Genomic DNA, 22622 nt, shown 5'->3' on the forward strand with positions numbered 1-22622 from the left:
GGGTGGCACGATGCGGGGAAGTGACGAACGGTCTGGCTCGCTGTTCAGTTATGTTGACCTGGAGGCTCGGGTTCGCGTCGACCACCCGCTGCGGGCGATCAGGGATCTGGCAAATGCGGCGCTGGGCGATCTTTCTGGGGAGTTTGGCAAGCTCTACACGGACTTCGGTCGGCCCTCGATCGCACCGGAGAAACTGCTTCGGGCGATGCTCCTACAGGCGTTCTATGGGGTTCGCTCGGAAAGGCATCTGATGGAACGGATGGAGTTCGATCTTCTGTTCCGCTGGTTCGTCGGGCTTGGGGTGGACGATGCGGTTTGGGACCATTCAACCTTCTCGAAGAACCGCGACCGGCTGCTTGAAGGTGAGATTGCGGCCAAGTTCTTGAACGCGCTTTTGGCGCAGCCGAAGGTGAAGCGTCTTTTGTCGAGCGATCACTTCTCGGTGGACGGCACGCTCATTGAAGCCTGGGCTTCGATCAAGAGCTTCCGGAGGAAGGATGGCAGCGACAAAGATCAGGACGGTCCGGGACGCAATGCCGAGCGCAGCTTCCACAAGGAGAAGCGATCCAACGAGACCCATGAGAGCACGACCGATCCTGAGGCCAGGCTCTATAAAAAGGGCGACGGCCAGCCGGCCAAACTCTGCTATATGGGCCATGCGCTGATGGAGAACCGCAATGGTTTGGCGGTTTTAGGTGGAGTGAGCCAAGCTACTGGCACCGCCGAACGAGAGATTGCGCTTGCCATGATCGACAGGCGCGGGTGTGCGAAGCGGGTCACTCTGGGGGCGGACAAAGCCTACGACGTCACGCAGTTCGTGCATGACCTGAGAGATAGATCGGTTACTCCGCATATCGCGATCAATGGACATCTGAGTAAGACCGGCAAGCGGCGCAAGACGGCGGTCGACGCGCGTACCACGCGTCACGACGGCTATGACATCAGCCAACGCTGCCGCAAACGCATCGAAGAAGTCTTCGGCTGGATCAAGAGTTCCGCTGGCCTGGCCAAGGTCAAGCTGCGAGGCCGCGACCGGGTGGATGCCGTCTTCGTCCTGGCGCTTGCGGCCTATAATCTGATCCGGCTGCCCAAGCTTCTGGCGGCACCGGCATGAGCATCCGAGGTAGATGGCGGGTCGTCGAGACACCAGGCTACGACATGGCCGTGGCGGGCGCCTACATCCTGTTCGATGACGACGGCGGCGAGTTCGCCTTCGATTGCCTCACGGGCTGCATTCATGGAGCCTGTGACGGCGATGCCGTCCAGTTCGGCTGGCAGGGAAACGACGAAATGGAGCCAGCCAACGGTGATGGCTAGGCCGAACTGCGGGATGACGGCTCACTCGAAGGTGAAATCTGCCTCCTTAATGGCGACGACATCCCATTTATCGCGCGTCGCTCGAAGACTTCTTCAACAGCCTGTTAGGTTGTTGTTTGAGCATGATCTTTTCGGAAAACCGCTTCACACTTTTCCGGATCATGCTCTAGGGCTGATGGACCTTGCGAAAATCCGCCAGGAAGACCCAGAAGCACAGCAGCGCTGCGACGAGCTGAAGGAAGCCGCCTTCGATGGCGCCGCCGGAGATCGAGACCGAGGTCGGAATGAGGATTGCGACGGTCAGAACGGCCACGATCGCCATGGCCGGAAGATCGACGATCAGAACGGCGGCATAGATCGCCAGTTCAAAGAAGGCATATTCCTTGAGCCGCGGCGAACAGAGATAGAGCGCATACATCGCCAGAACCGTGATGCGCGCGGCGTCGCGGGGATGATCGATCAGCCATCGATCCAACCTGTTCGCAAGCCATCCGGTCTCGGGTATGGCCCGATCCCCGATGGCGCGCGACACCGACAGGGTGAATGGCGCCAGCACAAGCGCGATCGCCGCAAGCCCGTAGAGGGCGAAGACGATCGCTTCGCTGCCCGCCAGCCCCCAATGCTTCGCCACGCCCTGGACGAAAATGAAGAGCGAGGGGTTCATCCTGTCCTGGGCAACGCCAAGCTGCCCGGGAATTTGACCGGAGATTGCGCGGAGCCAGCTTCCGAAGAGGTCGGCGTAGAACAGCATCGAGATCAGGATCGGCAAGATGAACATGCCGATCGCGACGGCGATCAGGATGAGCTTGCGAAAGCGCGGCTGCGGCAGGAAATAGAGCGAAGCCAGGACGGGACAGAAGACCAGCTTGAATGATGTCACGAGGCCGAGGACGGCGGCACCGGTCAAGCGCAGCATGAAGCTCTTGTCTTCCTCGTCAAGGGGGCCGCGACCGAGCAGGAGCGCCAGCGCAACCGCCGTCAGCAAGCCGGTGAAAATCGAAAAATTCCCGGAAGCCAGCGTCCATTCGAAACCGACGAACGCACCGAGCGCACAAAGCACGCGCAGACATGTGTCGCGCAGGCCCGCACGGGGCGCGCCAAGACCGGGCAACAGCAGTCCGCAGAGAATGGCGAGGACGAGATAGACAGCCCGGTGATGATCAACGAGCAGCCCTGCGGAGCACAGGGGACGGAAGAGATCCAATGTCACCGGCAGATAGGGGTACGCGAACGTCGTGTTCCGCAAATTGCTGATAAGGTAGGGGTCAAGCCCCTCCCTATAGGCATCGACTGCCGCGCAATTGACGTGAAGGTCCCACCCGAGTTGCCCGCTCGAATTGCCGTCGACGACGAAGCTTGCGAGGACCGGGATTGCGAGGAGCGCGGCAAGAAGCATCAACCAGGCGTTCGGCAGTTGACCGACGGCGCCACCGGGATACGACAAGGCGAGCTCAGCTTTCCCGACCGACGTCGCCGTCAGATTCGGCCGCTGTGCCTTGTCGTTGGCCATGTGGAACGCCCCGGCGCCTTCAGAGCCCTGCAGCCTGGCGCTTGACGGCCGACACGCAGAGATGCGCGGTGCGGAAGGACACATCCCCCGCGTCCCGAGGCGGCATCGTATCGCAGATCTCCACGACATAGCCGATGCCCTTGCGCGCGGCGTAGGCGAGCCGTGATGCGTGATCGTTCGCCGCAGCCGTCTCGGTCATCCTCTCATGCCAGACCGAATAGTAGGACGGCGTCCACATCGCAGCCGCGCCGCGCTTGTAGTCGACCCAGACCCGGCGGTGCGAGATGAATTCAAAGTTGCCCTGTCGCGACAGCGCGATGTCCGCAATCGACGGCGTCGGTTTTGCGTCGAGGTCCGGTTTCGGCGGCACGATGAAGATCGCGCTCGTCGGCGTCGACGTGCGCGCCCAATTGCCCACATCAGCCCATTCCTGCGCCCCCGCGGAATAGGCCCGATCGAACACGAAATAGTTCCAGGCGCCCAGCGGAAACAGCACACATCCGGCCAGGGCCAGCAACGCGTATCCGACCCTGCGACAATAGGGCGGCACGGCTTCCGCCGCTTCGCGAATATGTCGGGCTGCCAGGATGATCGGAATGGCAATCAGGAATGCGACATCGCCGAGATAGAGCGCCAGCACGATCGCGCAGCCGGGCAGAAACAGGGCAGAACCGTCGCGACGCAACCACGTGGTGGCAAGCGCCGCAATCGCGAGGCCCGCCAACAGATGAATGATCGTACCCGAGCGAAGCAGCTGAATGTTGAGGAGGAAAGGCGACGTGCTCAGGGATGGCAGGACGACGCCGAGCAGATAGAGGAGGATCGCCCCGAGATAGGCGACCTGCAGCTCACGAGCCGTCGGCCCGAACCAGTAAAGCGCGATTGCACCAAGGGCCGCGATCTCCGTGATCTGGAGGATGCCGGACATCGAGATCGAATCGATCAGGGAGTGTCCGGCAAAATATTCGCGGAGATAGGCGGCATAGTCCACGCCAAGCGATTTTCCGAGCTCGGGATTGGACAGGATCGCGTGGAGCACCGGAAACATGATCGGTGCGGAGATCACGAGGCCGATCGTGGTTCGCAGGCAGATCGCGCTGAGGCTCGTTTCCTTCTTGATGAAGAGGCAAATGGCGATCAGCGCCAGCAACGGCGCGAGCCAGATCGCCATGAACGCATTGACGAAGAACGTGACGCCCAGGGCGACGGTCGCCGCCGTGAAGCGCCCCCGAGCCGCGAAATAGATGCCCAAGAGAATGGTGCCGTTGGCGATTTCCGAGTGCGTGAAATAGTTGATGAACAGGCCGCCGGTGCCGGCAGGGCTATAGCCCAAAAGCAGCGGCATCGAGCAGACGAGCAGGGTAAACACGATCCTGTCGCGTCGATCGGTGATGCCGAGCAGCGACGCGCAGCACAGGAAGCCGAGGACGGAGAGCAGCCTCGACACAAAATTCAGGACGAAGAAGACCAGCTCGGTGTGGTCGAAGTATTTCTGGGTGTCGCCCAAGACGATCCAGACGCCGGATGCGAAGTAGCGCATCGACTGGATGAACGCATCGTCCTGATACTGCGGCTCATTGAAGAGGCCGGCGACGATCGGAAGGTGGAAGATGTTGTTATCGACGCCGAAGACGAATCCGCTTGTTAGGATCGACAACAGCGAGCCCGCCAGTGCAATGGTCAGCGTCTCGATGAAGGGAGCCGAAACGCTCGCGGCGCCCTCGCGCCGGTCGATGGGCATGGTCAGGCTTGTTTCGGTCATCAGATCGCTGCCAGCATGATGCAGATCATCGCCATCACCGTGGTCCGGCTGGCGTTGTCCTTGAAGGTGTAGAGAATCGGGTCGTCCGGCATCTCGCGGCGATGCGCCATCATCAGCGCGCGGCCGAACCAGTAGAGCAGCAGCGGGTTGAGCAGCCACAACATCCAGGGCCGGCTGTAGAGCGTCATCACCGCCGAGGACGAGACGTAGAGCGAGAACACGATCACCGCGTTCATGCCGCTCGCGGCCGCCATCGCCGCAATGACCTGGAGGTCGCCGATCCTGTAGTCGCGGTTGGCCGGATCGGAAAGGCCCGCGCCCTGCCGCAGCGTCAGCTCGCTGAACCGCTTGATCAGCGCCAGCGAGGTGAACACGAACAGCGAGAACATCAAGAGCCATTCGGACAGCACCACGCCGACACCGACGGCGCCGGCGACGATGCGCAGCGTATAGAGGCCCGCGAGCGTGACGACGTCGAGCAGCATCTTGCGCTTGAGCAGAAGCGAATAGGCGATCGTGGTGCCGAGATAGGCGGCCAGCACGGCGGTGAAGACACCGGAAATGCACAGGCTCGCGGCGAACGCGCCGAGCCACAGCGCAGGGATTGCGAGAAGCGCGGAGGCGATCGGCAGATCGCCGGCCGCAAGCGCGCGGTGGCGCTTGGTCGGATGCTGGCGGTCGGCCGCAAGATCCAAGAGATCGTTCATCAGATAGGCGCCGGACGCGCAGGCCGAGAACGCCAGGAACGCCAGCAGCGCCGCGCCGAGCGCCGACAGGCTCATCTGATGCGCCGTCACCAGGGGCACGAAGACCAGCGTGTTCTTGGCGTATTGATAGACGCGGAGCGCGTTCACCCAAATCTTCAGGCGGTCCTTGGTCTTCAGGCCGGCCTTGCGTTCGGCGTTCGGGGCACCGCGATTGCCGACATAGTCGAAGGCGTCGAGATCGGCGGTCGCGATCACGCCGTCAAAGCCGAGATGCGCGGCGATACCCTCGGCATGGTGGCGCAGGCGGGAGGCGATCACATAGACCTTGCGGCCCTGCGCGCGCGCTGCCAGCGCGAGATTCAGGACGTCCTGCTCATAGGGAAGGCTGGCATAGTCGAGCCGGGCGTCCTCGACGAGGTGCACAAGCTCGTCCTTGCGCCAGTCCTTGCGCCAAGTCCCGGCGGCACGCAAACGGCCGAGCATGTGCCCGGGCTCGCAAAGCAACGCTTCCAGCAGCAGATCCGAGCGCAGCAGCGCGCCTTCGAGCTCAATGACCAGCGCGCGCGGCGCGGCTGCCGGGGGCGGCAACGGCTCCGAACGGGCGAGTTCGTGCTGCCATTGGGGCTGCTCCATTCGAATACGCGCTCTACTGACTGGCATGGCCGGCCAGCGGCCGGGGAGCAGGGAAATGGACGGCTAAAACCGTAATTTCCAAACGCTAAGGACGGCTTAATCGGATTGGAGAAGGTGGGGCGGGATTTCTGGGATCAGGAACCGGCTGACTCGGCGTCAACCAGCCCATTCGGGCGAATCGCGCCTTCCGCACTCCGATTCAACCGTCACGTAGGGACTGCGAACGAAAATGATGCGCCAGGAAATGACTTGGGTGTCCGTCAAGGAAGCACCTGAGTTTTCAGGAATTTTCCGTCTCGGACGTGTCCCGGCTTGTACGACCAAGCCGCACCTGTCTGAACGACAATCCGTGGAGAGCCTATCGTCTGCGGGCTTGTCGTTTGCCGCTGCAAACGGCAAGCTCACAATTCTTCGAGCGCTATTTGGCAGAATAGGAGGGACTTATGATCAAGCTGATCGTGCTCACCTTCATCACCATGGCTGCCATTGCGCCGCCGATTGGGACGCCTGTCGCCCACGCAGGGTCAGTTGATTGTTGCGGCAGAAACCAGTGCTGCTGATCGAATGCCGCGAATCATAAGACGCGCATGGCGTTGGATAGGCGCAAACGACAAGCAGTTGATAATCTGCTTCGCCTTGGTTGGTGGCTTATACGCCCTTTTTGAGTACTGGTCTCACCAGGACGGTGATCGGGAGCAAGAAGTCGCCCGCTATGTTCAGCTACAGGGGGCTGAACATGTGGCTTCGGCTAGAGCAAAGCTCGAAGTCTTAATGAATAGGCCTGATGTTTCCGCCTTGAAGAAGGAGACCTACGGTCCTTTTTTGAAAACTTGATCACTGATCAAGAGACGGCTGCAGCCGCATTGGTCGAGTTGAAGTTTTTCGATTCGCTTGCGATGTGCGTTGAGAGCAACCGCTGCTCCAAACAACTCGCTTGCCAGTATTTCTTTTTAGACGCGGAAGGATTCCTGCAGAATTTCCGACCGCTCCTGCTGAAGCTGCAGGTAAGGGACATTCTGGATACGGATTCAACAGTGTACCTGAAGCGATTTGGCCATCACCATTGTCAACCGGATATGAAGAAATACTGCAGCAGCTCGCTGATCAATTACCGCTCGGATGATTGCAAGCCGTTCAAGCCTCCGAAATACAGCCAGGTTTTCGATCCCCTCTCGGTGACGGCGGGACTATCCGCTACTGCCACGCTGTGAGTATGCGGTGACATAGCCTTCTCGCCAATGGTCAGAATTCAACTCGTATCGGCCAACGAGAAAGCCTTCGGGAGCGTGCGGAAACTTCGAGCTGTAGCGCACGAAGCCTTGCAGCTTCACCTTCCGCTTCGCTCCTGTAAACACCGATCAGCTTGTCGGACGTGACCGCACGCCTGCCGATCCATCGTCCCGCACTCCGATCCCGCGAACAATCCCGGTTGACGACTATCGTTCATTTGACCGGAGCGACTCTCTTCACACAGACAGGCTCGCTCGCCCCGGTTTGGGTACAATCCCAACCGGGACCAAATCCCGCGTGCGTCGCTTGTTGCGAGAAGTTCGGACGTTCCACGGCGAGAAAGACAAACATGCCGAGGACGGCGGCAACGAATGCGATGCCGACCAAATCTCCAAACCTGAGATGCGGCCACGGCCATTTCATCCCGCCTGGATATCACGATTGGATAGCCCAGCAGAGGAGCCCCAAGCTCAATCAGGCCGGCATACCTAAAAATCTGCTACTTCAGGCTGCGCCTGTCCCGGGTGGGCGGCGCAAATTGCCCCGATTTCAATCGCTTGGAAGGGGGTGGTGCCCAGGAAAGGACTCGAACCTTCACGGCCGTGAAGCCACTGGCACCTGAAGCCAGCGCGTCTACCAATTCCGCCACCTGGGCATGCCGCTTGGGGCACGGCGCGGTTACTACGGATCGATGACGCGCTTGTCAAATCGAACGTGGCGAGCCGATTGCGCATCGCAAACCGGCCCGATACAAGCCTGCCTCAGGCACAGCCTTCGGCAGGAACGGACCCCCATGGCATCGAATCTCGACACCCTCGTCACGGTTTTCGGCGGATCGGGGTTTTTGGGCAGAAACGTCGTCCGGGCGCTCTGCAAGCGCGACTACAGGGTCCGGGTCGCGGTCCGCCGGCCGGAGCTCGCCGGCTTCCTCCAGCCCTCGGGCAAGGTCGGGCAGGTCCACACCGTGCAGGCCAATCTGCGCTACCCGGCCTCGGTCGAGGCGGCGCTGCGTGATTCGCATATCGTGATCAATCTGGTCGGCATCCTCGCCGAGAGCGGCGCGCAGACTTTTGACGCCGTCCAGGCCAAGGGCGCCGAGACCGTCGCCAAGGCCGCAGCCGCCGCCGGCGCTTCCCTGGTGCATGTCTCCGCGATCGGCGCCGACGCGCAGTCGGCCTCCCTCTATGCCCGCGCCAAGGCCGCCGGCGAGCAGGCGGTGCTGGCGGCCGTGCCGTCGGCCACGATTTTCCGTCCCTCGGTGGTGTTCGGACCCGAGGACCAGTTCACCAACCGCTTTGCGGCGCTGGCGCGGATGTCGCCGGTGCTGCCGCTGATCGGCGGCGAGACCAGGATGCAGCCGGTCTATGTCGGCGACGTCGCGACCGCGATTGCGGACGCCGTCGATGGCAAGGCCAAGGCGGGCGCGACCTACGAGCTCGGCGGTCCCGAAGTTCTGACCATGCGCGAGATCATCGAGACGATCGTCGCGATCACCAATCGCAAACCGATGCTGGTACCGCTGCCGTTCGGCCTCGCCCGCTTCCAGGCCAACTTCCTGCAATTCGCGCCGGGCGCGTTCAAGCTGACGCCGGACCAGGTGACGCTGCTCGAGAAGGACAATGTGGTCTCGGATGCCGCGAAGGCGGCCGGGCTAACCCTGGAAGGCCTCGGCGTCACGCCGGATTCGCTCGAAGGCATCGCCCCGCAATATCTCTGGCGCTTCCGCCCCGCCGGCCAGTTCCAGCGCAAGAACGGCGTAGCCTGACCTCGCCCCGCTTGCGGGGAGAGGGAGCGCAGCTTCAGAACTTCAGCTTCTTGAACACGGCTTCGGGCAGCGCCTTGATGATCAACATCACGAGGCGCCATTTGCCGCTGACATAGACGACGTCAGTCCGGCGCTCGACGGCGCCGAAGATGGCGTCGCCGACGACTTGCGCCTCCACGGTCAACGGGCCGATCAGCTTCATGCCCTCGGTCATCTTCGTGCGCACGAAGCCGGGCTTGACGGTGCCGACGTGAACGCCGCCTCGGCTGGCGCGGGCGCGCAGGCCCGACAGGAACGCGGAAAACCCGGCCTTCGCCGAGCCATAGACATAGTTCGAGGCGCGGCCGCGGTCGCCCGCGACCGAGGACACGCCGACGATCGAGCCACTGCCGCGTGCCAGAAATTTTTCGGCGAACAGGCCGAGGATCAGCGCCGGACCTTCGTAGTTGGAACGCATGATCGTCGTGGCATGATCGAGGTCGCGCTCGGCGGTCTCCTGCGAACCCAACAGGCCAACGATCGAGGTGACGACATCGGGTAGCGCGGCAAGGCCCGCGACGAAGCCGTCGAACGAAGCGGTATCCAGCACGTCGAAGCGATGCGTGCTGGCGCTGATGCCATAGCGCGCGTGCAGATCGGCGGCATCAGGCTCCAGCGCGGCGGCATCGCGGCCCGCGAGCTGAACATCCCAGCCGGCCTTGGCGAAGCTGCGCGCGGTGGCGCGTCCGATATCGGAGCTGCCCCCCAGCACCAGCACGATCTTGCGAGAGTTCACGGCTGCACCTCATCAAACAGACGCTGCGAAAGTTTTGAGCGGATTTTCCTGGAGGGATCGAGCGATGCCCGGATCTCCTTGAAGCGTTGCAGGGCCGGATAGCCGGCCTCGAACGTGGCGCGCGACTGGCGCGCGTCCTTCGCGAGATAGAGGCGGCCACCGGCGGCGACGACGAGACGGTCGATCTCGTCGAGGAAATTCATGATGCTTCCGGTCACCGGGAAATCCAGCGCCAGCGTGTAGCCGGGCATCGGAAACGACATCAGGCCGTCGCCTTGGCCGAGCTTCTTGAGCACGGCCAGGAACGAGGCATCGCCGCGCCGGGAGACGCGATCGAGGATGTCACCGAGCACGGCAAGCGCGCCGTCCTGCGGGATCACGCATTGATGCTGGAGAAAGCCGCGCCGCCCATAGATGCGATTCCAGCCGCCGACGCCGTCGAGCGGAAAGAAATAGGGAAAGATCGAGACCAAATGACTGCCGCCGGCGCGGCGCGCGCCCATGCGGTAATAGAGCTCGTTGAAGGCGCGGACGCTGTAGCGGTTCAACGTCATCGATGGGAGATCGATGGGCACGTTGAGCCGCGGGTCCTGCCCACGGGAGAATGCTTCCGCACCCTGCGGCAGCTCGCTCGCGCGGGCATGCTCGCCGAGATAGATCAGCGAGCGGCCGAGGTCGCTGCCGCGCGCCACGCAATCGATCCACGCCACCGAATAGGTCGCGGAGTCGCCGGCATCGAGCGCGCGCATCGCCGCATGCAGATCGGACGCCGAGATCACCCGTTCTCGGATCCAGCCGGTCTCGACCGGTCGCAGCCGCAGCGTCGCCTCGAGGATCACACCGGTCAGGCCCATGCCGCCGATGGTGGCGCGAAAGACATCCGGATTCTCCTCGCGTGAGACCTCGATGGTCTCGCCCGAACCGGTGCGCAGCAGGATTTTGTCGACATAGCGGCCGAAGCCGCCCTCGCAATGATGGTTCTTGCCGTGCACGTCGGCGGCGATGGCGCCGCCGACCGACACGAAGCGGGTGCCCGGCACGACGTAAGGCAGGAAGCCGCGCGGTCCAAACGTGTCGATCATGTCGGACAGCAGCACGCCGGCCTCCAGGCGAATACGCCCGGTCGCCGGATCGAACGACCTGATACGGTCGAACGCGGTCATGCCGATGGTCTGGTTGACGCCGATGCCGGCATCGCCATAGGCGCGGCCATTGCCACGCGCGACGCCGCCGGAGGTCGCGGCGATGGCATCGTCGACCGCACCGAACGATCGCGGTGTCAGGAGGTCGGTATCGACGACCGGGAAACGTCCCCAGCCGCTGATCAGCGCCATGTTCAGCTCCTTCGCGCGGGCTTCTCGCCCTGCTTCAAGGAAACTGCCTACCGTCCAAACACTTACATTACGTTGAGAAAGCTGCGCGATTCCCGATCGAATTACCGTCCCAGCGCCAGCGCGATCAGGCCGAGCGAGCCGACGATGACGCGCCACCAGGCGAACAGCGTGAAGCCGTGGCGCGTGACGTATTCGAGGAAGGTCTTCACCACGATGATCGCGGTGACGAACGACACCACGAAGCCGATCGCGACGATGCCCATGTGATCCATCGTCATCTCGGAACGGTTCTTGTAGAAGTCATAGGCGAAGGCGCCGACCATGGTGGGGATGGCGAGAAAGAACGAGAACTCCGCCGCCGCGCGCTTGTCCGCCCCGAGCAGCATCGCGGCGACGATGCTGGCGCCCGAGCGCGACACGCCCGGAATCATCGCCAGGCATTGCGCGATGCCGATCAACAGATAGGTCAGAAGCGGAAACCGCGTCGCATCATGCTCGCGCGGCTTGAGATCGAGGCGATCGACCCAGAGCAGGATGGCGCCGCCGACGATCAGCGTGAAGCACACCACCCAGGGATTGAACAGCATGCTCTTGATGTATTTGCCGGCGACGAGGCCGACGATGACCGCAGGGAGGAACGCGACGAGCACGCCGATCACGAAGCGGCGGGCATAGGCATCGCCCGTGAACATGCCGATCGCGACATCCCACAGCTTCTTGAAGTAGAGCCCCACGATCGCGAGGATCGCGCCGAGCTGAATCAGGACCGTGAAGGAATCCCAGAACGCGCCTTCGCCCAGACCAAAGAAGCGCTCGGCAAGCAGCAGATGTCCGGTGGAGGAAACGGGGAGGAACTCGGTCACACCCTCGATGATGCCGAGGATCACTGCCCGTATCGTGTCTGACATATTTACGGTCCATTTCGGCTGGAAAAGCGGGGCTCTTCTCGCCTATTCGTCCCCCTGCCGCAATCGCTAAATGCGAGTTTCACGGGGTTGCCTCGCGGTTTTGAAAGACTAGTGTGGCGCCGAACAAACATTGATGGATTCTTAAGCACCCCCGAAATAATTAAAGGCTGCATGTTCACGCTGTTTCATCATCCGTTCTGCCCGCATTCGCGCTTCATTCGCCTGATCATCGGCGAGTACGGGCTCGACCTGAAGCTGGTGGAAGAGCGCGCCTGGGAACGGCGCGAGGCCTTTCTGACGCTCAACCCGGCGGGCACCACCCCGGTGCTGGCGACCGAGGAACAGCTGTCCGTTCCGGGCGCCGCGATCATCGCCGAATATATCGACGAGGCCCATGGCGCCGCGATGGGCGTCAAGCGGCTGATGCCGGAAACAATTGCCGAGCGCATCGAGGTGCGACGGCTGATGGCGTGGTTCAACGAAAAATTCTTCGAGGAAGTCTCTCATCCGCTGGTGACCGAACGCATCTACAAGCGTTTCATGAGCGAGGAGAATGGCGGCGGGCCGCCTTCGGCGGACGTGATGCGCGCCGCCAAGGCCAATGTGCGCTATCATCTGGCCTATATCGGCTGGCTGGCGCAGACGCGAAACTTCCTCGCCGGCGACCGGCTCACCTACGCGGATCTCGCCGCCGCGGCGCATCTTTCGGCGATCGACTATCTGGGCGACGTGCCATGGAGCGAGGACGAGGCAGCAAAGGCGTGGTACGCGCGGGTGAAATCCCGCCCGTCGTTCCGCCCGCTGCTGAGCGAATGGCTGGCCGGCGTGCCGGCGTCGCGGACCTATGTGGACCTGGATTTCTGACCGACGCCGATCTCTCTGACCTGAAGACGGCGCTGGCGCGCGAGGCGCAGGCGCTCGGCTTCGACTGCATCGGCGTCACCGCGCCCGGCGCGATCGAAGGTGCCGGAAAACACTTCCTCGAATTCATCGCCTCGGGCGCCCATGGCGACATGGACTGGCTTGCGGCGCAGCCGGAGCGCCGCGTCGATCCGCGCGGTCTGTGGCGCGACGTGCGCTCGGTGATCATGCTGGGGGTCAATTACGGCCCTGATCAGGATCCGCTGGCGATCCTGCGTGAGCGCACGCGTGCGGCGATCTCGGTCTACGCGCAGGGCGATGACTATCATGACCTGATCAAGAAGCGGCTGAAGGCGCTGGCGCGCTGGCTGGTTGCGGCGGCGCCTTGCGAGGTCAAGGTGTTCGTCGACACCGCGGCCGTGATGGAGAAGCCCTTGGCGCAGGCGGCGCGCTTGGGCTGGCAGGGCAAGCACACCAACCTCGTCTCGCGCGCGTTCGGCTCCTGGCTGTTTCTCGGCGCGATCTACACCACGCTGAAACTGCCGCGCGATGAGAGCGAGATCGATCATTGCGGCTCGTGCCGTGCATGCCTCGACATCTGCCCGACCGCAGCATTCCCCGCGCCCTACAAGCTCGATGCGCGGCGCTGCATCTCCTATCTGACGATCGAGACCAAGGGACCGATCCCGCACGAGTTTCGTAAAGCCATCGGCAACCGCATCTATGGCTGCGACGACTGCCTCGCCGCCTGCCCCTGGAACAAGTTCGCGCAAGAAGGCCGCGAGGCAAAGCTCGCCGCACGCGAGGCGCTGCGCGCGCCTGATCTGGCCGAGCTCGCGCGGCTTGACGATGCGGCATTTCGCACGCTGTTCACGAAATCGCCGGTGAAGCGTATCGGCCGCGACCGCTTCCTGCGCAACGTGCTGATCGCGATCGGCAACTCCGGCGATGCGGCATTGGCGGAGGAGGCGCGACGTCTGCTGGATGATGCGAGCCCCTTGGTCCGTGGCGCCGCGGTGTGGGCGTTGGGGCAGTTGATGAGCAGCGAGGAGTTTGCCGCGATGAGAGCGGCTGCGATGACCGCAGAGCAAGACGACAGCGTGCGCGAGGAGTGGCGCGCCGGCTCCTGACACTCCACTGTCACGATGACAGCGGTGGATGAGGAAGACGAACACCGCTCCTGACCCTCATCCTGAGGAGCGTGCTCTGCACGCGTCTCGAAGGATGAAGGCCGAGCTGCTGGAGCCGGGCTCTCATGGTTCGAGACGCGCGTTCCGCGCTCCTCACCATGAGGGCAGACACCTTGATTTCCCCGCGCGTTCCTTCAAGGTCGCGCGTCATGACAAACACGCCTTTCTTCACGCGCAGCGGCGATACATTCCATCCGACGGAAGTTGCCAATGGTCCCTGGGATCCGAAGTCGCTGCACGGACGCGTTATCGTCGGCCTGCTCGGCTTCGGCATTGAGGAGCGTCATTCAGGCCCCGAGTTCGTTCCGGCGCGGCTCACGGTCGACATGTTTCGCCTGCCGACGATCGACAAGCCGATCGAGATCACCACGCGGCTCGTCCGCGACGGCCTGCGCATCCGCGTGGTGGAAGCGGAGTTTGTCTCCGGCGGCGTCAGCATGGCGCGCGCCTCGTGCCAGCTCCTGCGGCGGACGCAGAATCCGGACGGCAACATCTGGTCGCCGCCGAACTGGGATGCACTGAGGCCTGCCGACATTCCAAAGCCGACCGATCCGCGGCTCGGCATGCACGGCAAATGGACGACGCGCCCCATTGTCGGCCATATGGGCTCGCTCGGTCCGCGCCGGCTCTGGATGAGCGAGGTGCGCGAGCTGGTCGACGGCTTTGCGCTGACGCCGTTCACGCGCGTCGCGGTGGCTGCGGATTTCGCCAGCCCGTTCGCCAATGCCGGCGATCAGGGCCTCGCCTTCATCAACGGCGACGTCACCGTGTATCTGCACCGCCTGCCGGTGACGGAATGGATTGGCTTCGAGGTGGTGAACCACCACTCCGCCGACGGCATCGCGATCGGCGAATGCTGGCTCTATGACGAGCAGGGACCGATCGGCACCTCGACGGTGGCGGCACTCGCGCAGCGCAAGCCGATGGCGAATCCGTCGAAGCGGTAGCGGCGCGTTTCTCATCCCCTGCCCCGCCACCGGGTCTCGCCTCCGGCGAGCCCGATGACAGGCTCCGGCGGGGCATCCAGTAAGCCGCAGCCTCTCAGCTTGATCACCGCCGTCTCGGAGTACTGGATCATCCGCCCCAGTGCGCAATTGCGCACAAGGCGGATGACGACACCTTTGGTGTGAAAACAGCTCACCCGATCTCCGCGACCGCGGCAAGGATGCGCGCGATGTCCTGCGGGCGCGACAGGCGATGATCGCCGTCCTGGATCAGCGTCAGCACGACGTCATCGGCCGGCAGGCGATGCGTCAGCGCGAAGGCGTGCTGCCACGGCACGTCCGGGTCCCTGGCGCCTTGCAGAATGCGCACGGGACAGCCGACGTCGATGGCGCTGCCGAGCACGAGATGGTTGCGGCCTTCCTCGATCAGGTTCCGCGTGATCGGATAGGACGAGCCGTCGCCATACTCCGACGGCCGAAGCCAGTGGCCCGTGGTCTCGATCTCCTTCTTCACATTGGCCGGGAAATTCTTCCACAGCAGCTCTTCCGTGAAATCAGGCGCTGGCGCGATCAGCACAAGCCCCGCCAGCGATGGCTTGCTGGTGCCGGTTTCCTTGCCGGCGCGCTTCCTGATCTCGCGCGCGAGCAGCAGCGCCATCCAGCCGCCCATGGAGGAACCGACAGCGATCTGCGGGCCTTCGCAGAATCGCGCGAACACCGCGACGCTCTCCTCGAGCCAGCGCCCGATGGTGCCGTCGGCGAAATCGCCGCCGGATTCGCCATGGCCGGAATAGTCGAACCGGACGGAGGCGCGGCCATGCGCCACCGCCCAATCATCGAGCGCCACGGCCTTGGTGCCCTGCATGTCCGACTTGAAACCACCGAGCCAGAACAGCCCGGGCCCCTTCCCGGCCCGGGTGCGGACCGCGATCCTCCGCGGCGAGGGACCCTCGCCCACTTCGATGAAGTCGGGAGCCTGGTTGGCAGTCGAATTGGTCATGGAACGTTTACTCTTGCTGTGCGGTTTGAGCTGTCGGGGCGCCCGCGGCACGCCGGGATGGCATTGTCCCTTAGGGACGCTTGCGGAACTGGGACAAGGTGTCTATGTCGAGCGGCGTGCGGATGGGCGTGACCAAAATGCCTCGCATTTGAGCGTTTTTCGCGTGCGAGGTGCGACTTGCTTGCCCGCAGACGCATCTTCCTTCAGACTACCCGCTTCGTTCACAACTTTGGAGAACCAACATTCGCCGTCCCAATAGAGCCCCGCCCGTCGCCGCCAAAGACGGGCCGCGCATCAATGATGATATTCGCAATGCGCAGATCCAGCTGATCGACCAGACCGGTGACAACAAGGGTACGGTCGAGACCATGATGGCTATCAGACTGGCCCAGGAAGCCGGCATGGATCTCGTGGAGATTTCGCCGAATACCAGCCCTCCCGTCTGCAAGATTATGGACTACGGGAAGTACAAATATTCCGCCCAGAAAAAAGCCGCTGAAGCCCGCAAGCGGCAGAAGATCGTCGAGATCAAGGAGATCAAGCTCCGCCCGATGATCGACGATCACGACTACGACGTGAAGATGCGCGCGATGCAGCGGTTCTTCGAAGAGGGCGACAAGGTCAAGATCACGCTGCGCTATCGCGGCCGCGAAATGGCGCACCAGGAGATCGGCACCAAGCTTTTGGACAAGATCAAGAGCGACGTCGCCGAACTCGCCAAGGTCGAGCAGGACGCCAGGTTCGAGGGCCGCCAGGTCGTCATGGTGCTGGCGCCGCGCTGAGCCGGGCTTATTGCAGCCAAAATTTCAACGGCCCGTCCGGATCTCCGACGGGCCGTTTTGTTTGTTGAAGGTGCCAGCCGCAAGCACCGCTGTAACCTCTCCCGCTTGCGGGAGAGGTCGGCGCGAAGCGCCGGGTGAGGGCTCTCACCTCTTGGGGGTCATCGCTTGCGGAGATACCCTCTCCCCGACCCTCTCCCGCAGGCGGGAGAGGGAGGGCACCGTTTCCCCGGGTAGTGCTTACGTTCGCGTCGCCTGCCAGGTGCCGCTGCAGCGGTCGCCGGAAATGATCCCGTACCAGGAACCGGCGCCGGCAGCGCGGGTAAGCCGGCCGCCGCCGCTGGCATGGGAGGCGCCGACCGAGACCTGGACGGCGACAGTACCGGCGCGGTTGACGGTGCCGGACACCCGGCCGCCGCCGGCCGAGGTCACGCGGCTGCCGATCACCGTGAACGGGACCATGTAGCCGGAGCTGCAATTGCCCCGCGTGGTGGCGAAGGTGACGTTCCAGACCCCGTCGTAGCCGCCGGTCCGGGCATCGGCGGTCGACGGAACGACAGTCGCACCAAGCAAGATGAGAAGCGCGACGGGGCTGAGGCGAAAGGCACGAGGCAAAAGGGACAGCGGGAAATGGGGCATCTTGTCCTGTTCCGGGTGGCAAGGCATGAAAATAAGCGTACCGACCTCAAATAGTCTGCGGGCCCGTTTCGGCGGTTCATCATTGCCAATTGGCCTCACCTCTGCCATAAGCCCAGCCTTCATCGCCCGGCTGATTTAAGGGCTGCCGTGGCGGTGCCCGTGCGGGTTTCGCGCTGATTTGCTTGGCAAGTCGCAAAAACATGAGCACAATCAACGCTCTAACGAGCATTTTTGACGGCCAATCGCCTTCGCAGGCGGTATTCTGTTATGGCCATTAGGAGAGCCAAATGCCCAAGTTGAAGACCAAGTCGGGCGCTAAAAAGCGCTTCAAGGTGACTGCTACCGGCAAAGTGATGCACGCCCAGCGCGGCAAGCGTCACGGCATGATCAAGCGGACGAAGAAGCAGATCCGTCAGCTCCGCGGCACCCGCGTGCTGTTCAAGACCGACGGCGACAACGTCAAGAAGTACTTCTTGCCGAACGCCTGATCGCGTCCACGATCAATTCAGCCGAGCCGCGGATGCCGCGGCGTTCCGAAAACCAAAGTCATCTCTGAAGGATTTTTGTCATGTCTCGCGTCAAACGCGGTGTGACCGCCCACGCCAAGCACAAGAAAGTCTACAAGGCCGCCAAGGGTTTCTACGGCCGCCGCAAGAACACGATCCGCGCCGCCAAGCCGGCCGTCGAGAAGGCCGCACAGTACGCCTTCCGCGACCGCAAGCGCCGCAAGCGCACCTTCCGCGCGCTCTGGATCCAGCGCCTCAATGCCGCGGTGCGTCCGTTCGGCCTGACCTACAGCCGATTTATCGACGGCCTTGCCAAGTCGGGCATCACCGTGGACCGCAAGGTGCTGTCGGATCTCGCGATCCGCGAGCCCGCTGCGTTCCAGGCGATCGCCGAGAAGGCCAAGGCCGCGCTGGCGGCGTAAGCCGTCCTCCACTGTGCTCTGCGCAGCTTTCAGCTTGTGATGGCCCGGGCAGAGGCGCGTCGTCGCGCTTCAAGTGCCTTCGCGCTTTAAGTGCCCTGGCTGTCATCTCTCGCGCAAACACACTTCTCAGACGTGGATGCCCGGCGAATCTAACGCGAAGACGCGCTTCGCGCTTTTGGGCCGGGTGTGACGGGCTAGGAGCATCGGCTAAGCATCCTGGCCAAAAGGGATTGCCATGACCGATCTTACCAGCACCGATCTTGCCAACCTCGAAGCCCAGATCATCGCCGATGTCGCGACCGCCAACGACGAGGCCGCGCTCGAAGCCGTTCGCGTCGCCGCGCTCGGCAAGAAGGGCTCGATCTCCGCGCTGCTCGCCACGCTCGGAAAAATGTCGCCCGACGAGCGCAAGACCCAAGGCGCGGCGATCAACCAGGCTAAGGACAAGGTCGGCCAGGCGCTCGCCGCGCGGCGCGACGTCCTGAAGTCGGCAGCGCTCGATGCGCGGCTCGCCGCCGAGACCATCGACGTCACCCTGCCCCTGCGCGAGCCTGCGACTGAGGCCGGCCGCATCCATCCGCTGAGCCAGGTCTGGGACGAGTTGACCACGATCTTCGCCGACATGGGCTTCTCGGTCGCCGAAGGTCCCGATGTCGAGACCGACGACTATAACTTCACCAAGCTGAACTTCCCGGTCGGCCATCCCGCGCGCGAGATGCACGACACCTTCTTCTTCCATCCGAAGGAGGACGGCTCGCGCATGCTGCTTCGCACCCACACCTCCCCGGTGCAGGTGCGCACCATGCTGAGCCAGAAGCCGCCGATCCGCGTGATCTGCCCGGGCCGCACCTACCGCATCGATTCGGATGCGACCCACACGCCGCAGTTCCACCAGGTCGAGGGGCTCGTCATCGACAAGAGCTCGCATCTCGGCCACCTCAAATGGATCCTGCACGAGTTCTGCAAGGCCTTCTTCGAGGTCGACCACATCAACATGCGCTTCCGCCCCTCGTTCTTCCCGTTCACGGAGCCGTCGCTGGAAGTCGATATCCAGTGCCGCCGCGACAAGGGCGAGATCCGCTTCGGCGAGGGCGAGGATTGGCTGGAGATTCTCGGCTGCGGCATGGTGCATCCGAACGTGCTGCGCGCCTGCGGCATCGATCCCGACGAGTACCAGGGCTTTGCCTGGGGCATGGGCATCGACCGCATCGCCATGCTGAAATACGGCATCGCCGACCTGCGCCAGCTGTTCGACAGCGACGTCCGCTGGCTGTCCCACTACGGCTTCAAGCCGCTGGAAGTGCCAACGCTCGCGGGAGGGCTGAGCTCGTGATGGGGGCGCTTCACCGAAATGGCCTCGCAATGATTCTCTCCGTTCCCTCCCCCCTTGTGGGGGAGGGGCAGGGAGGGGGGTAGCCACGGATGCCGCACGCAGTTGTGAGCGATCGTCAGCGCAGCCGAGCGAAGCAGCTTCGCCGAGCGATGACGCGCGCCGAAACACTGCTGTGGCGCTACCTCAAGGCCAACCGGATGGATGGCGTCGGTTTTCGTCGCCAAACTCCAATCGGGAACTACATCGCCGACTTCGTTTGTTTCTCTTCAAAGCTCGTCATCGAGCTCGATGGAGAATCCCACGATTTCGAAGAGCGTCAGAGAGCAGATCAGCGTCGCGATGCATTCTTCGCCGCCGAAAGCTTTCAAGTTCTGCGATTCACGAATGAACAGGTGATGTCGAACCTTGAAGGAGTTGTTGAGGCGATCCGCAAGGCAACTTCGGCCGGAGCAAGCGGCTCACCCCCCTCCCTAACCCTCCCCCACAAGGGGGGAGGGAACTCTGACACCGACCAAGACAACACAGTAACCAATCAAGAGACCCGAGGCACACAGCCATGAAATTCACCCTCTCCTGGCTGAAGGATCATCTCGACACCGACGAGTCGCTCGACAAGCTCGCCGAGAAGCTCACCATGATCGGGCTCGAGGTCGAGAACATCGAGGACAAGGCGAAGGCGCTGAAACCCTTCACGATCGCGAAGGTGATTTCCGCCGAGCAGCATCCCAATGCGGATCGCCTGCGCGTCTGCATGGTCGACACCGGTGACGGCGGTGCGCCGGTGCAGGTGGTGTGCGGCGCGCCGAATGCGCGCACCGGGCTCGTCAGCGTGTTCTCAGCCCCCGGCACCTACATTCCCGGCAAGGACATCACGCTCGGCGTCGGCACCATCCGCGGCGTCGAGAGCCGCGGCATGCTGTGCTCGGCGGCCGAATTGCAGATCTCCAACGATCACGACGGCATCATGGAACTGCCGGCGGATGCGCCCATCGGCGCAGGCTATGCCGAATGGGCGGGCCTCGGCGATCCCGTGGTCGAGATCAACCTGACACCGAACCGGCAGGACTGCACCGGCGTGCACGGCATCGCGCGCGACCTCGCCGCAGCCGACATGGGCAAGTTCAAGGACCCGACGATCAAGGCCGTGAAGGGCGAATTCCCCTGCCCGGTGAAGGTGACGGTCGAGGACACGACGCTGTGCCCCGGCTTCGCGCTGCGGCTGGTGCGCGGCGTGAAGAACGGCCCCTCGCCGGAATGGCTGCAAAAGCGGCTGACCGCGATCGGGCTGCGCCCGATCAACGCGCTGGTCGACATCACCAACTTCATGACCTTCGATCGCGCGCGCCCGCTGCATGTGTTCGACGCCAAGAAGGTGAAGGGCAATCTCACCGTGCGCCGCGCGCGCGACGGCGAGAGCCTGCTCGCACTCGACGGCCGCACCTATAATCTCGATCAAAACATCTGCGTGATCTCGGACGAGCACGGCGTCGAATCGCTCGCCGGCATCATGGGCGGCGAAGCCTCGGGCTGCGACGAGAATACCACCGACGTGCTGATCGAATCGGCGCTGTGGAACGAGATCAACATCGCCCAGACCGGCCGCAAGCTCGGCATCAATTCGGACGCGCGCTACCGCTTCGAGCGCGGCGTCGATCCGGCCTTCATGGTGCCGGGCCTGGAGCTCGCGACCAAGCTGGTGATGGAGATGTGCGGCGGCGCGCCCTCGGAAACCTTCGTGACCGGCAAGGCCTTCGGCGACGACCGCGTTATCGATTTCCCGCTGTCCGAGGTGAAGCGTCTCTCCGGCATCGAGGTGCCGCAGGTCGAGATGAAGCGCATCCTCACCCATCTCGGCTTCATGATGGCGGGCGCAGGTCCGACCGTGAAGGTCGCGGTGCCCTCCTGGCGTACCGACGTGCACGGCAAGGCCGACATCGTCGAAGAGATCGTCCGGATCTACGGCGTCGACAAGGTGCCGGAGACGCCGTTCGAGCGCGGCGAGGACGCGCGCAAGCCCGTGCTGACCGCGCTGCAGCTCCGCACCCGCCGCACCAGGCGTGCGCTCGCAACCCGCGGCATGGTCGAGGCGGTGACGTGGTCGTTCATCGCCAAGCCGGCGGCCGAACTGTTCGGCGGCGGCCAGCGCGAGCTCGAGCTTGCCAACCCGATCGCATCCGACCTTTCCGACATGCGGCCGAGCCTGCTGCCGGGCCTGATCGCGGCGGCGCAGGCCAATGCCGACCGCGGCCTCAGTGATGTCGCACTGTTCGAGGTCGGCCAGCTCTTCAAAGGCGATCGTCCGCAGGATCAGTTCCTTGCGGCAAGCGGCGTTCGTCGCGGCTTCGCGTCGTCGGAGGGTCTCGGCCGTCACTGGTCCGGCTCTGCCGCGGCCGACGCGTTCGACGCCAAGGCCGATGCGCTCGCGGTGTTAGCTGCGGCCGGCGCGCCGATGCAGGCGCTGCAGATCGTCGCGGGGGGACCAAAATGGCTTCACCCCGGCCGCTCCGGCACCATCCAGATCGGCCCGCAGAACGTGCTCGGCTATTTCGGCGAGATGCACCCGCGCGCGCTGGAAGCGCTCGGCGCCGACGGCCCCGTGATGGCGTTCGAGGTGATCCTCGACCGCATTCCCGAGGCCAAGAAGAAGCCGACGCGGGCAAAGCCTGTGATCGAGCTGTCGGCGTTCCAGCCGGTCTCGCGCGACTTCGCCTTCATCGTCGATCGCGGCGTGAAGGCCGGCGACATCGTGCGCACGGCACAGGCCGTCGACAAGAAGCTGATCACCGCCGTCAACGTGTTCGACGTCTATGAGGGCAAGGGCATCGACGACGGCAAGAAGTCGATCGCGATTGCCGTGACGATCCAGCCGCGCGAGAAGACGCTGACCGACCAGGAGATCGAGGCCGTAGCGGCGAAGATCGTTGCCGAGGTGACGAAGAAGACCGGTGGCACTTTGAGAGCATGATGCCGAAAAGTGTGAAGCGGTTTTCGGACGACATCATGCTCC

General features: G+C 63.4%; 21 protein-coding genes and 1 tRNA gene. 13 read left to right on the plus strand and 9 right to left on the minus strand.

Features of this window, described 5'->3' with window-relative positions; all coding sequences use genetic code 11:
* The first annotated feature begins 10 nt into the window (after positions 1 to 10).
* Both NLM33_RS29560 and NLM33_RS29565 read left to right on the plus strand, forming a co-directional pair.
* A complete protein-coding gene (locus NLM33_RS29560) occupies positions 11 to 1114 on the plus strand; it encodes an IS5 family transposase (RefSeq protein ID WP_254094633.1) in 1104 nt (367 codons plus the stop codon).
* Positions 1111 to 1317: a hypothetical protein gene (locus NLM33_RS29565; RefSeq protein ID WP_254094631.1), complete on the plus strand. Its 207-nt coding sequence runs from the start codon at positions 1111 to 1113 to the stop codon at positions 1315 to 1317. Before NLM33_RS29560 ends, NLM33_RS29565 begins: the two co-directional genes overlap by 4 nt.
* Before the next feature lie 166 nt (positions 1318 to 1483).
* On the opposite strand, the gene NLM33_RS29570 is transcribed toward NLM33_RS29565, so the two are convergent.
* The 3 genes from NLM33_RS29570 to NLM33_RS29580 are packed head-to-tail and all read right to left on the minus strand — an operon-like array spanning position 1484 to position 5929.
* Entirely contained in the window at positions 1484 to 2827 is a 1344-nt protein-coding gene (locus tag NLM33_RS29570; RefSeq protein ID WP_254101417.1) for a hypothetical protein, read from the minus strand.
* A 19-nt stretch (positions 2828 to 2846) separates the two neighbouring features.
* Positions 2847 to 4589 (minus strand): DUF6798 domain-containing protein, encoded by a 1743-nt coding sequence (locus tag NLM33_RS29575; protein ID WP_254101419.1) that lies wholly within the window; start codon positions 4587 to 4589, stop codon positions 2847 to 2849.
* Positions 4589 to 5929, minus strand: coding sequence for a UbiA family prenyltransferase (locus NLM33_RS29580; RefSeq protein WP_254101421.1), 1341 nt, complete (start codon positions 5927 to 5929; stop codon positions 4589 to 4591). Before NLM33_RS29580 ends, NLM33_RS29575 begins: the two co-directional genes overlap by 1 nt.
* An 830-nt stretch (positions 5930 to 6759) precedes the next feature.
* Between NLM33_RS29580 and NLM33_RS29585 the strand changes: the two genes are divergently transcribed.
* Positions 6760 to 7140: a hypothetical protein gene (locus NLM33_RS29585; protein WP_254101423.1), complete on the plus strand. Its 381-nt coding sequence runs from the start codon at positions 6760 to 6762 to the stop codon at positions 7138 to 7140.
* 587 nt (positions 7141 to 7727) lie between these two features.
* On the opposite strand, the gene NLM33_RS29590 is transcribed toward NLM33_RS29585, so the two are convergent.
* Positions 7728 to 7814 (minus strand) — tRNA-Leu (locus tag NLM33_RS29590).
* Between the two features lie 138 nt (positions 7815 to 7952).
* On the opposite strand from NLM33_RS29590, the gene NLM33_RS29595 reads away from it, so the two are divergent.
* Positions 7953 to 8924, plus strand: coding sequence for a complex I NDUFA9 subunit family protein (locus NLM33_RS29595; protein WP_254101425.1), 972 nt, complete (start codon positions 7953 to 7955; stop codon positions 8922 to 8924).
* Positions 8925 to 8958: 34 nt separating this feature from the next.
* Here the strand turns inward: NLM33_RS29595 and NLM33_RS29600 are convergent, their stop codons facing one another.
* From NLM33_RS29600 to NLM33_RS29610, 3 genes are all read right to left on the minus strand, one after another.
* Entirely contained in the window at positions 8959 to 9699 is a 741-nt protein-coding gene (locus NLM33_RS29600; protein ID WP_254101427.1) for an SDR family oxidoreductase, read from the minus strand.
* On the minus strand, positions 9696 to 11033 hold the full coding sequence (locus NLM33_RS29605; RefSeq protein ID WP_254101429.1) for an FAD-binding oxidoreductase: 1338 nt from the start codon (positions 11031 to 11033) through the stop codon (positions 9696 to 9698). Before NLM33_RS29605 ends, NLM33_RS29600 begins: the two co-directional genes overlap by 4 nt.
* A 101-nt stretch (positions 11034 to 11134) precedes the next feature.
* Positions 11135 to 11941 carry an undecaprenyl-diphosphate phosphatase gene (locus NLM33_RS29610; RefSeq protein WP_254101431.1) on the minus strand — a complete coding sequence of 269 codons (807 nt, stop codon included), beginning with the start codon at positions 11939 to 11941 and terminating at the stop codon, positions 11135 to 11137.
* Positions 11942 to 12112: 171 nt separating this feature from the next.
* On the opposite strand from NLM33_RS29610, the gene NLM33_RS29615 reads away from it, so the two are divergent.
* The 3 genes from NLM33_RS29615 (at position 12113) to NLM33_RS29625 (ending at position 14939) form a co-directional block, all read left to right on the plus strand.
* Positions 12113 to 12805 (plus strand): glutathione S-transferase family protein, encoded by a 693-nt coding sequence (locus tag NLM33_RS29615; RefSeq protein ID WP_254105932.1) that lies wholly within the window; start codon positions 12113 to 12115, stop codon positions 12803 to 12805.
* The gene (gene queG, locus NLM33_RS29620; RefSeq protein ID WP_254101433.1) at positions 12754 to 13932 is read left to right on the plus strand and encodes a tRNA epoxyqueuosine(34) reductase QueG; all 1179 of its coding nucleotides are present in this window, start codon (positions 12754 to 12756) and stop codon (positions 13930 to 13932) included. The genes NLM33_RS29615 and queG overlap by 52 nt, the downstream gene beginning before the upstream one ends.
* A gap of 209 nt (positions 13933 to 14141) precedes the next feature.
* Positions 14142 to 14939, plus strand: coding sequence for an acyl-CoA thioesterase domain-containing protein (locus NLM33_RS29625; protein ID WP_254101435.1), 798 nt, complete (start codon positions 14142 to 14144; stop codon positions 14937 to 14939).
* Positions 14940 to 15129: 190 nt separating this feature from the next.
* On the opposite strand, the gene NLM33_RS29630 is transcribed toward NLM33_RS29625, so the two are convergent.
* A complete protein-coding gene (locus NLM33_RS29630) occupies positions 15130 to 15936 on the minus strand; it encodes a carboxylesterase (RefSeq protein WP_254101437.1) in 807 nt (268 codons plus the stop codon).
* Between the two features lie 242 nt (positions 15937 to 16178).
* Between NLM33_RS29630 and infC the strand changes: the two genes are divergently transcribed.
* The gene (gene infC / locus NLM33_RS29635) at positions 16179 to 16718 is read left to right on the plus strand and encodes a translation initiation factor IF-3 (RefSeq protein ID WP_254105935.1); all 540 of its coding nucleotides are present in this window, start codon (positions 16179 to 16181) and stop codon (positions 16716 to 16718) included.
* A 237-nt stretch (positions 16719 to 16955) separates the two neighbouring features.
* On the opposite strand, the gene NLM33_RS29640 is transcribed toward infC, so the two are convergent.
* The gene (locus tag NLM33_RS29640; RefSeq protein ID WP_254101439.1) at positions 16956 to 17354 is read right to left on the minus strand and encodes a hypothetical protein; all 399 of its coding nucleotides are present in this window, start codon (positions 17352 to 17354) and stop codon (positions 16956 to 16958) included.
* Between the two features lie 287 nt (positions 17355 to 17641).
* On the opposite strand from NLM33_RS29640, the gene rpmI reads away from it, so the two are divergent.
* The 5 genes from rpmI (at position 17642) to pheT (ending at position 22580) form a co-directional block, all read left to right on the plus strand.
* On the plus strand, positions 17642 to 17842 hold the full coding sequence (gene rpmI / locus NLM33_RS29645; protein ID WP_008539890.1) for a 50S ribosomal protein L35: 201 nt from the start codon (positions 17642 to 17644) through the stop codon (positions 17840 to 17842).
* Between the two features lie 80 nt (positions 17843 to 17922).
* Positions 17923 to 18282 (plus strand): 50S ribosomal protein L20, encoded by a 360-nt coding sequence (gene rplT / locus NLM33_RS29650; protein WP_027528250.1) that lies wholly within the window; start codon positions 17923 to 17925, stop codon positions 18280 to 18282.
* Between the two features lie 235 nt (positions 18283 to 18517).
* Complete coding sequence (pheS, locus tag NLM33_RS29655) at positions 18518 to 19615, plus strand: phenylalanine--tRNA ligase subunit alpha (RefSeq protein ID WP_254101441.1); 1098 nt, start codon at positions 18518 to 18520, stop codon at positions 19613 to 19615.
* Positions 19616 to 19704: 89 nt separating this feature from the next.
* Entirely contained in the window at positions 19705 to 20175 is a 471-nt protein-coding gene (locus tag NLM33_RS29660) for an endonuclease domain-containing protein (RefSeq protein WP_254101443.1), read from the plus strand.
* The gene (gene pheT / locus NLM33_RS29665; protein ID WP_254101445.1) at positions 20172 to 22580 is read left to right on the plus strand and encodes a phenylalanine--tRNA ligase subunit beta; all 2409 of its coding nucleotides are present in this window, start codon (positions 20172 to 20174) and stop codon (positions 22578 to 22580) included. The genes NLM33_RS29660 and pheT overlap by 4 nt, the downstream gene beginning before the upstream one ends.
* Positions 22581 to 22622 lie beyond the last annotated feature (42 nt).

It is taken from the genome of Bradyrhizobium sp. CCGUVB1N3, from assembly GCF_024199925.1.
GTDB lineage: Bacteria > Pseudomonadota > Alphaproteobacteria > Rhizobiales > Xanthobacteraceae > Bradyrhizobium.

Coding starts and splice junctions, on each gene's coding strand:
- NLM33_RS29560 (WP_254094633.1), top strand. CDS start 11: ATGCGGGGAAGTGACGAACGGTCTGGCTCGCTGTTCAGTTATGTTGAC.
- NLM33_RS29640 (WP_254101439.1), bottom strand. CDS start 17,354: ATGCCCCATTTCCCGCTGTCCCTTTTGCCTCGTGCCTTTCGCCTCAGC.
- pheS (WP_254101441.1), top strand. CDS start 18,518: ATGACCGATCTTACCAGCACCGATCTTGCCAACCTCGAAGCCCAGATC.
- NLM33_RS29630 (WP_254101437.1), bottom strand. CDS start 15,936: ATGACCAATTCGACTGCCAACCAGGCTCCCGACTTCATCGAAGTGGGC.
- rpmI (WP_008539890.1), top strand. CDS start 17,642: ATGCCCAAGTTGAAGACCAAGTCGGGCGCTAAAAAGCGCTTCAAGGTG.
- rplT (WP_027528250.1), top strand. CDS start 17,923: ATGTCTCGCGTCAAACGCGGTGTGACCGCCCACGCCAAGCACAAGAAA.
- NLM33_RS29570 (WP_254101417.1), bottom strand. CDS start 2,827: ATGGCCAACGACAAGGCACAGCGGCCGAATCTGACGGCGACGTCGGTC.
- pheT (WP_254101445.1), top strand. CDS start 20,172: ATGAAATTCACCCTCTCCTGGCTGAAGGATCATCTCGACACCGACGAG.
- NLM33_RS29615 (WP_254105932.1), top strand. CDS start 12,113: ATGTTCACGCTGTTTCATCATCCGTTCTGCCCGCATTCGCGCTTCATT.
- NLM33_RS29595 (WP_254101425.1), top strand. CDS start 7,953: ATGGCATCGAATCTCGACACCCTCGTCACGGTTTTCGGCGGATCGGGG.
- NLM33_RS29575 (WP_254101419.1), bottom strand. CDS start 4,589: ATGACCGAAACAAGCCTGACCATGCCCATCGACCGGCGCGAGGGCGCC.
- NLM33_RS29605 (WP_254101429.1), bottom strand. CDS start 11,033: ATGGCGCTGATCAGCGGCTGGGGACGTTTCCCGGTCGTCGATACCGAC.
- queG (WP_254101433.1), top strand. CDS start 12,754: ATGGCTGGCCGGCGTGCCGGCGTCGCGGACCTATGTGGACCTGGATTT.
- NLM33_RS29625 (WP_254101435.1), top strand. CDS start 14,142: ATGACAAACACGCCTTTCTTCACGCGCAGCGGCGATACATTCCATCCG.
- NLM33_RS29565 (WP_254094631.1), top strand. CDS start 1,111: ATGAGCATCCGAGGTAGATGGCGGGTCGTCGAGACACCAGGCTACGAC.
- NLM33_RS29580 (WP_254101421.1), bottom strand. CDS start 5,929: ATGGAGCAGCCCCAATGGCAGCACGAACTCGCCCGTTCGGAGCCGTTG.
- NLM33_RS29660 (WP_254101443.1), top strand. CDS start 19,705: ATGCCGCACGCAGTTGTGAGCGATCGTCAGCGCAGCCGAGCGAAGCAG.
- NLM33_RS29610 (WP_254101431.1), bottom strand. CDS start 11,941: ATGTCAGACACGATACGGGCAGTGATCCTCGGCATCATCGAGGGTGTG.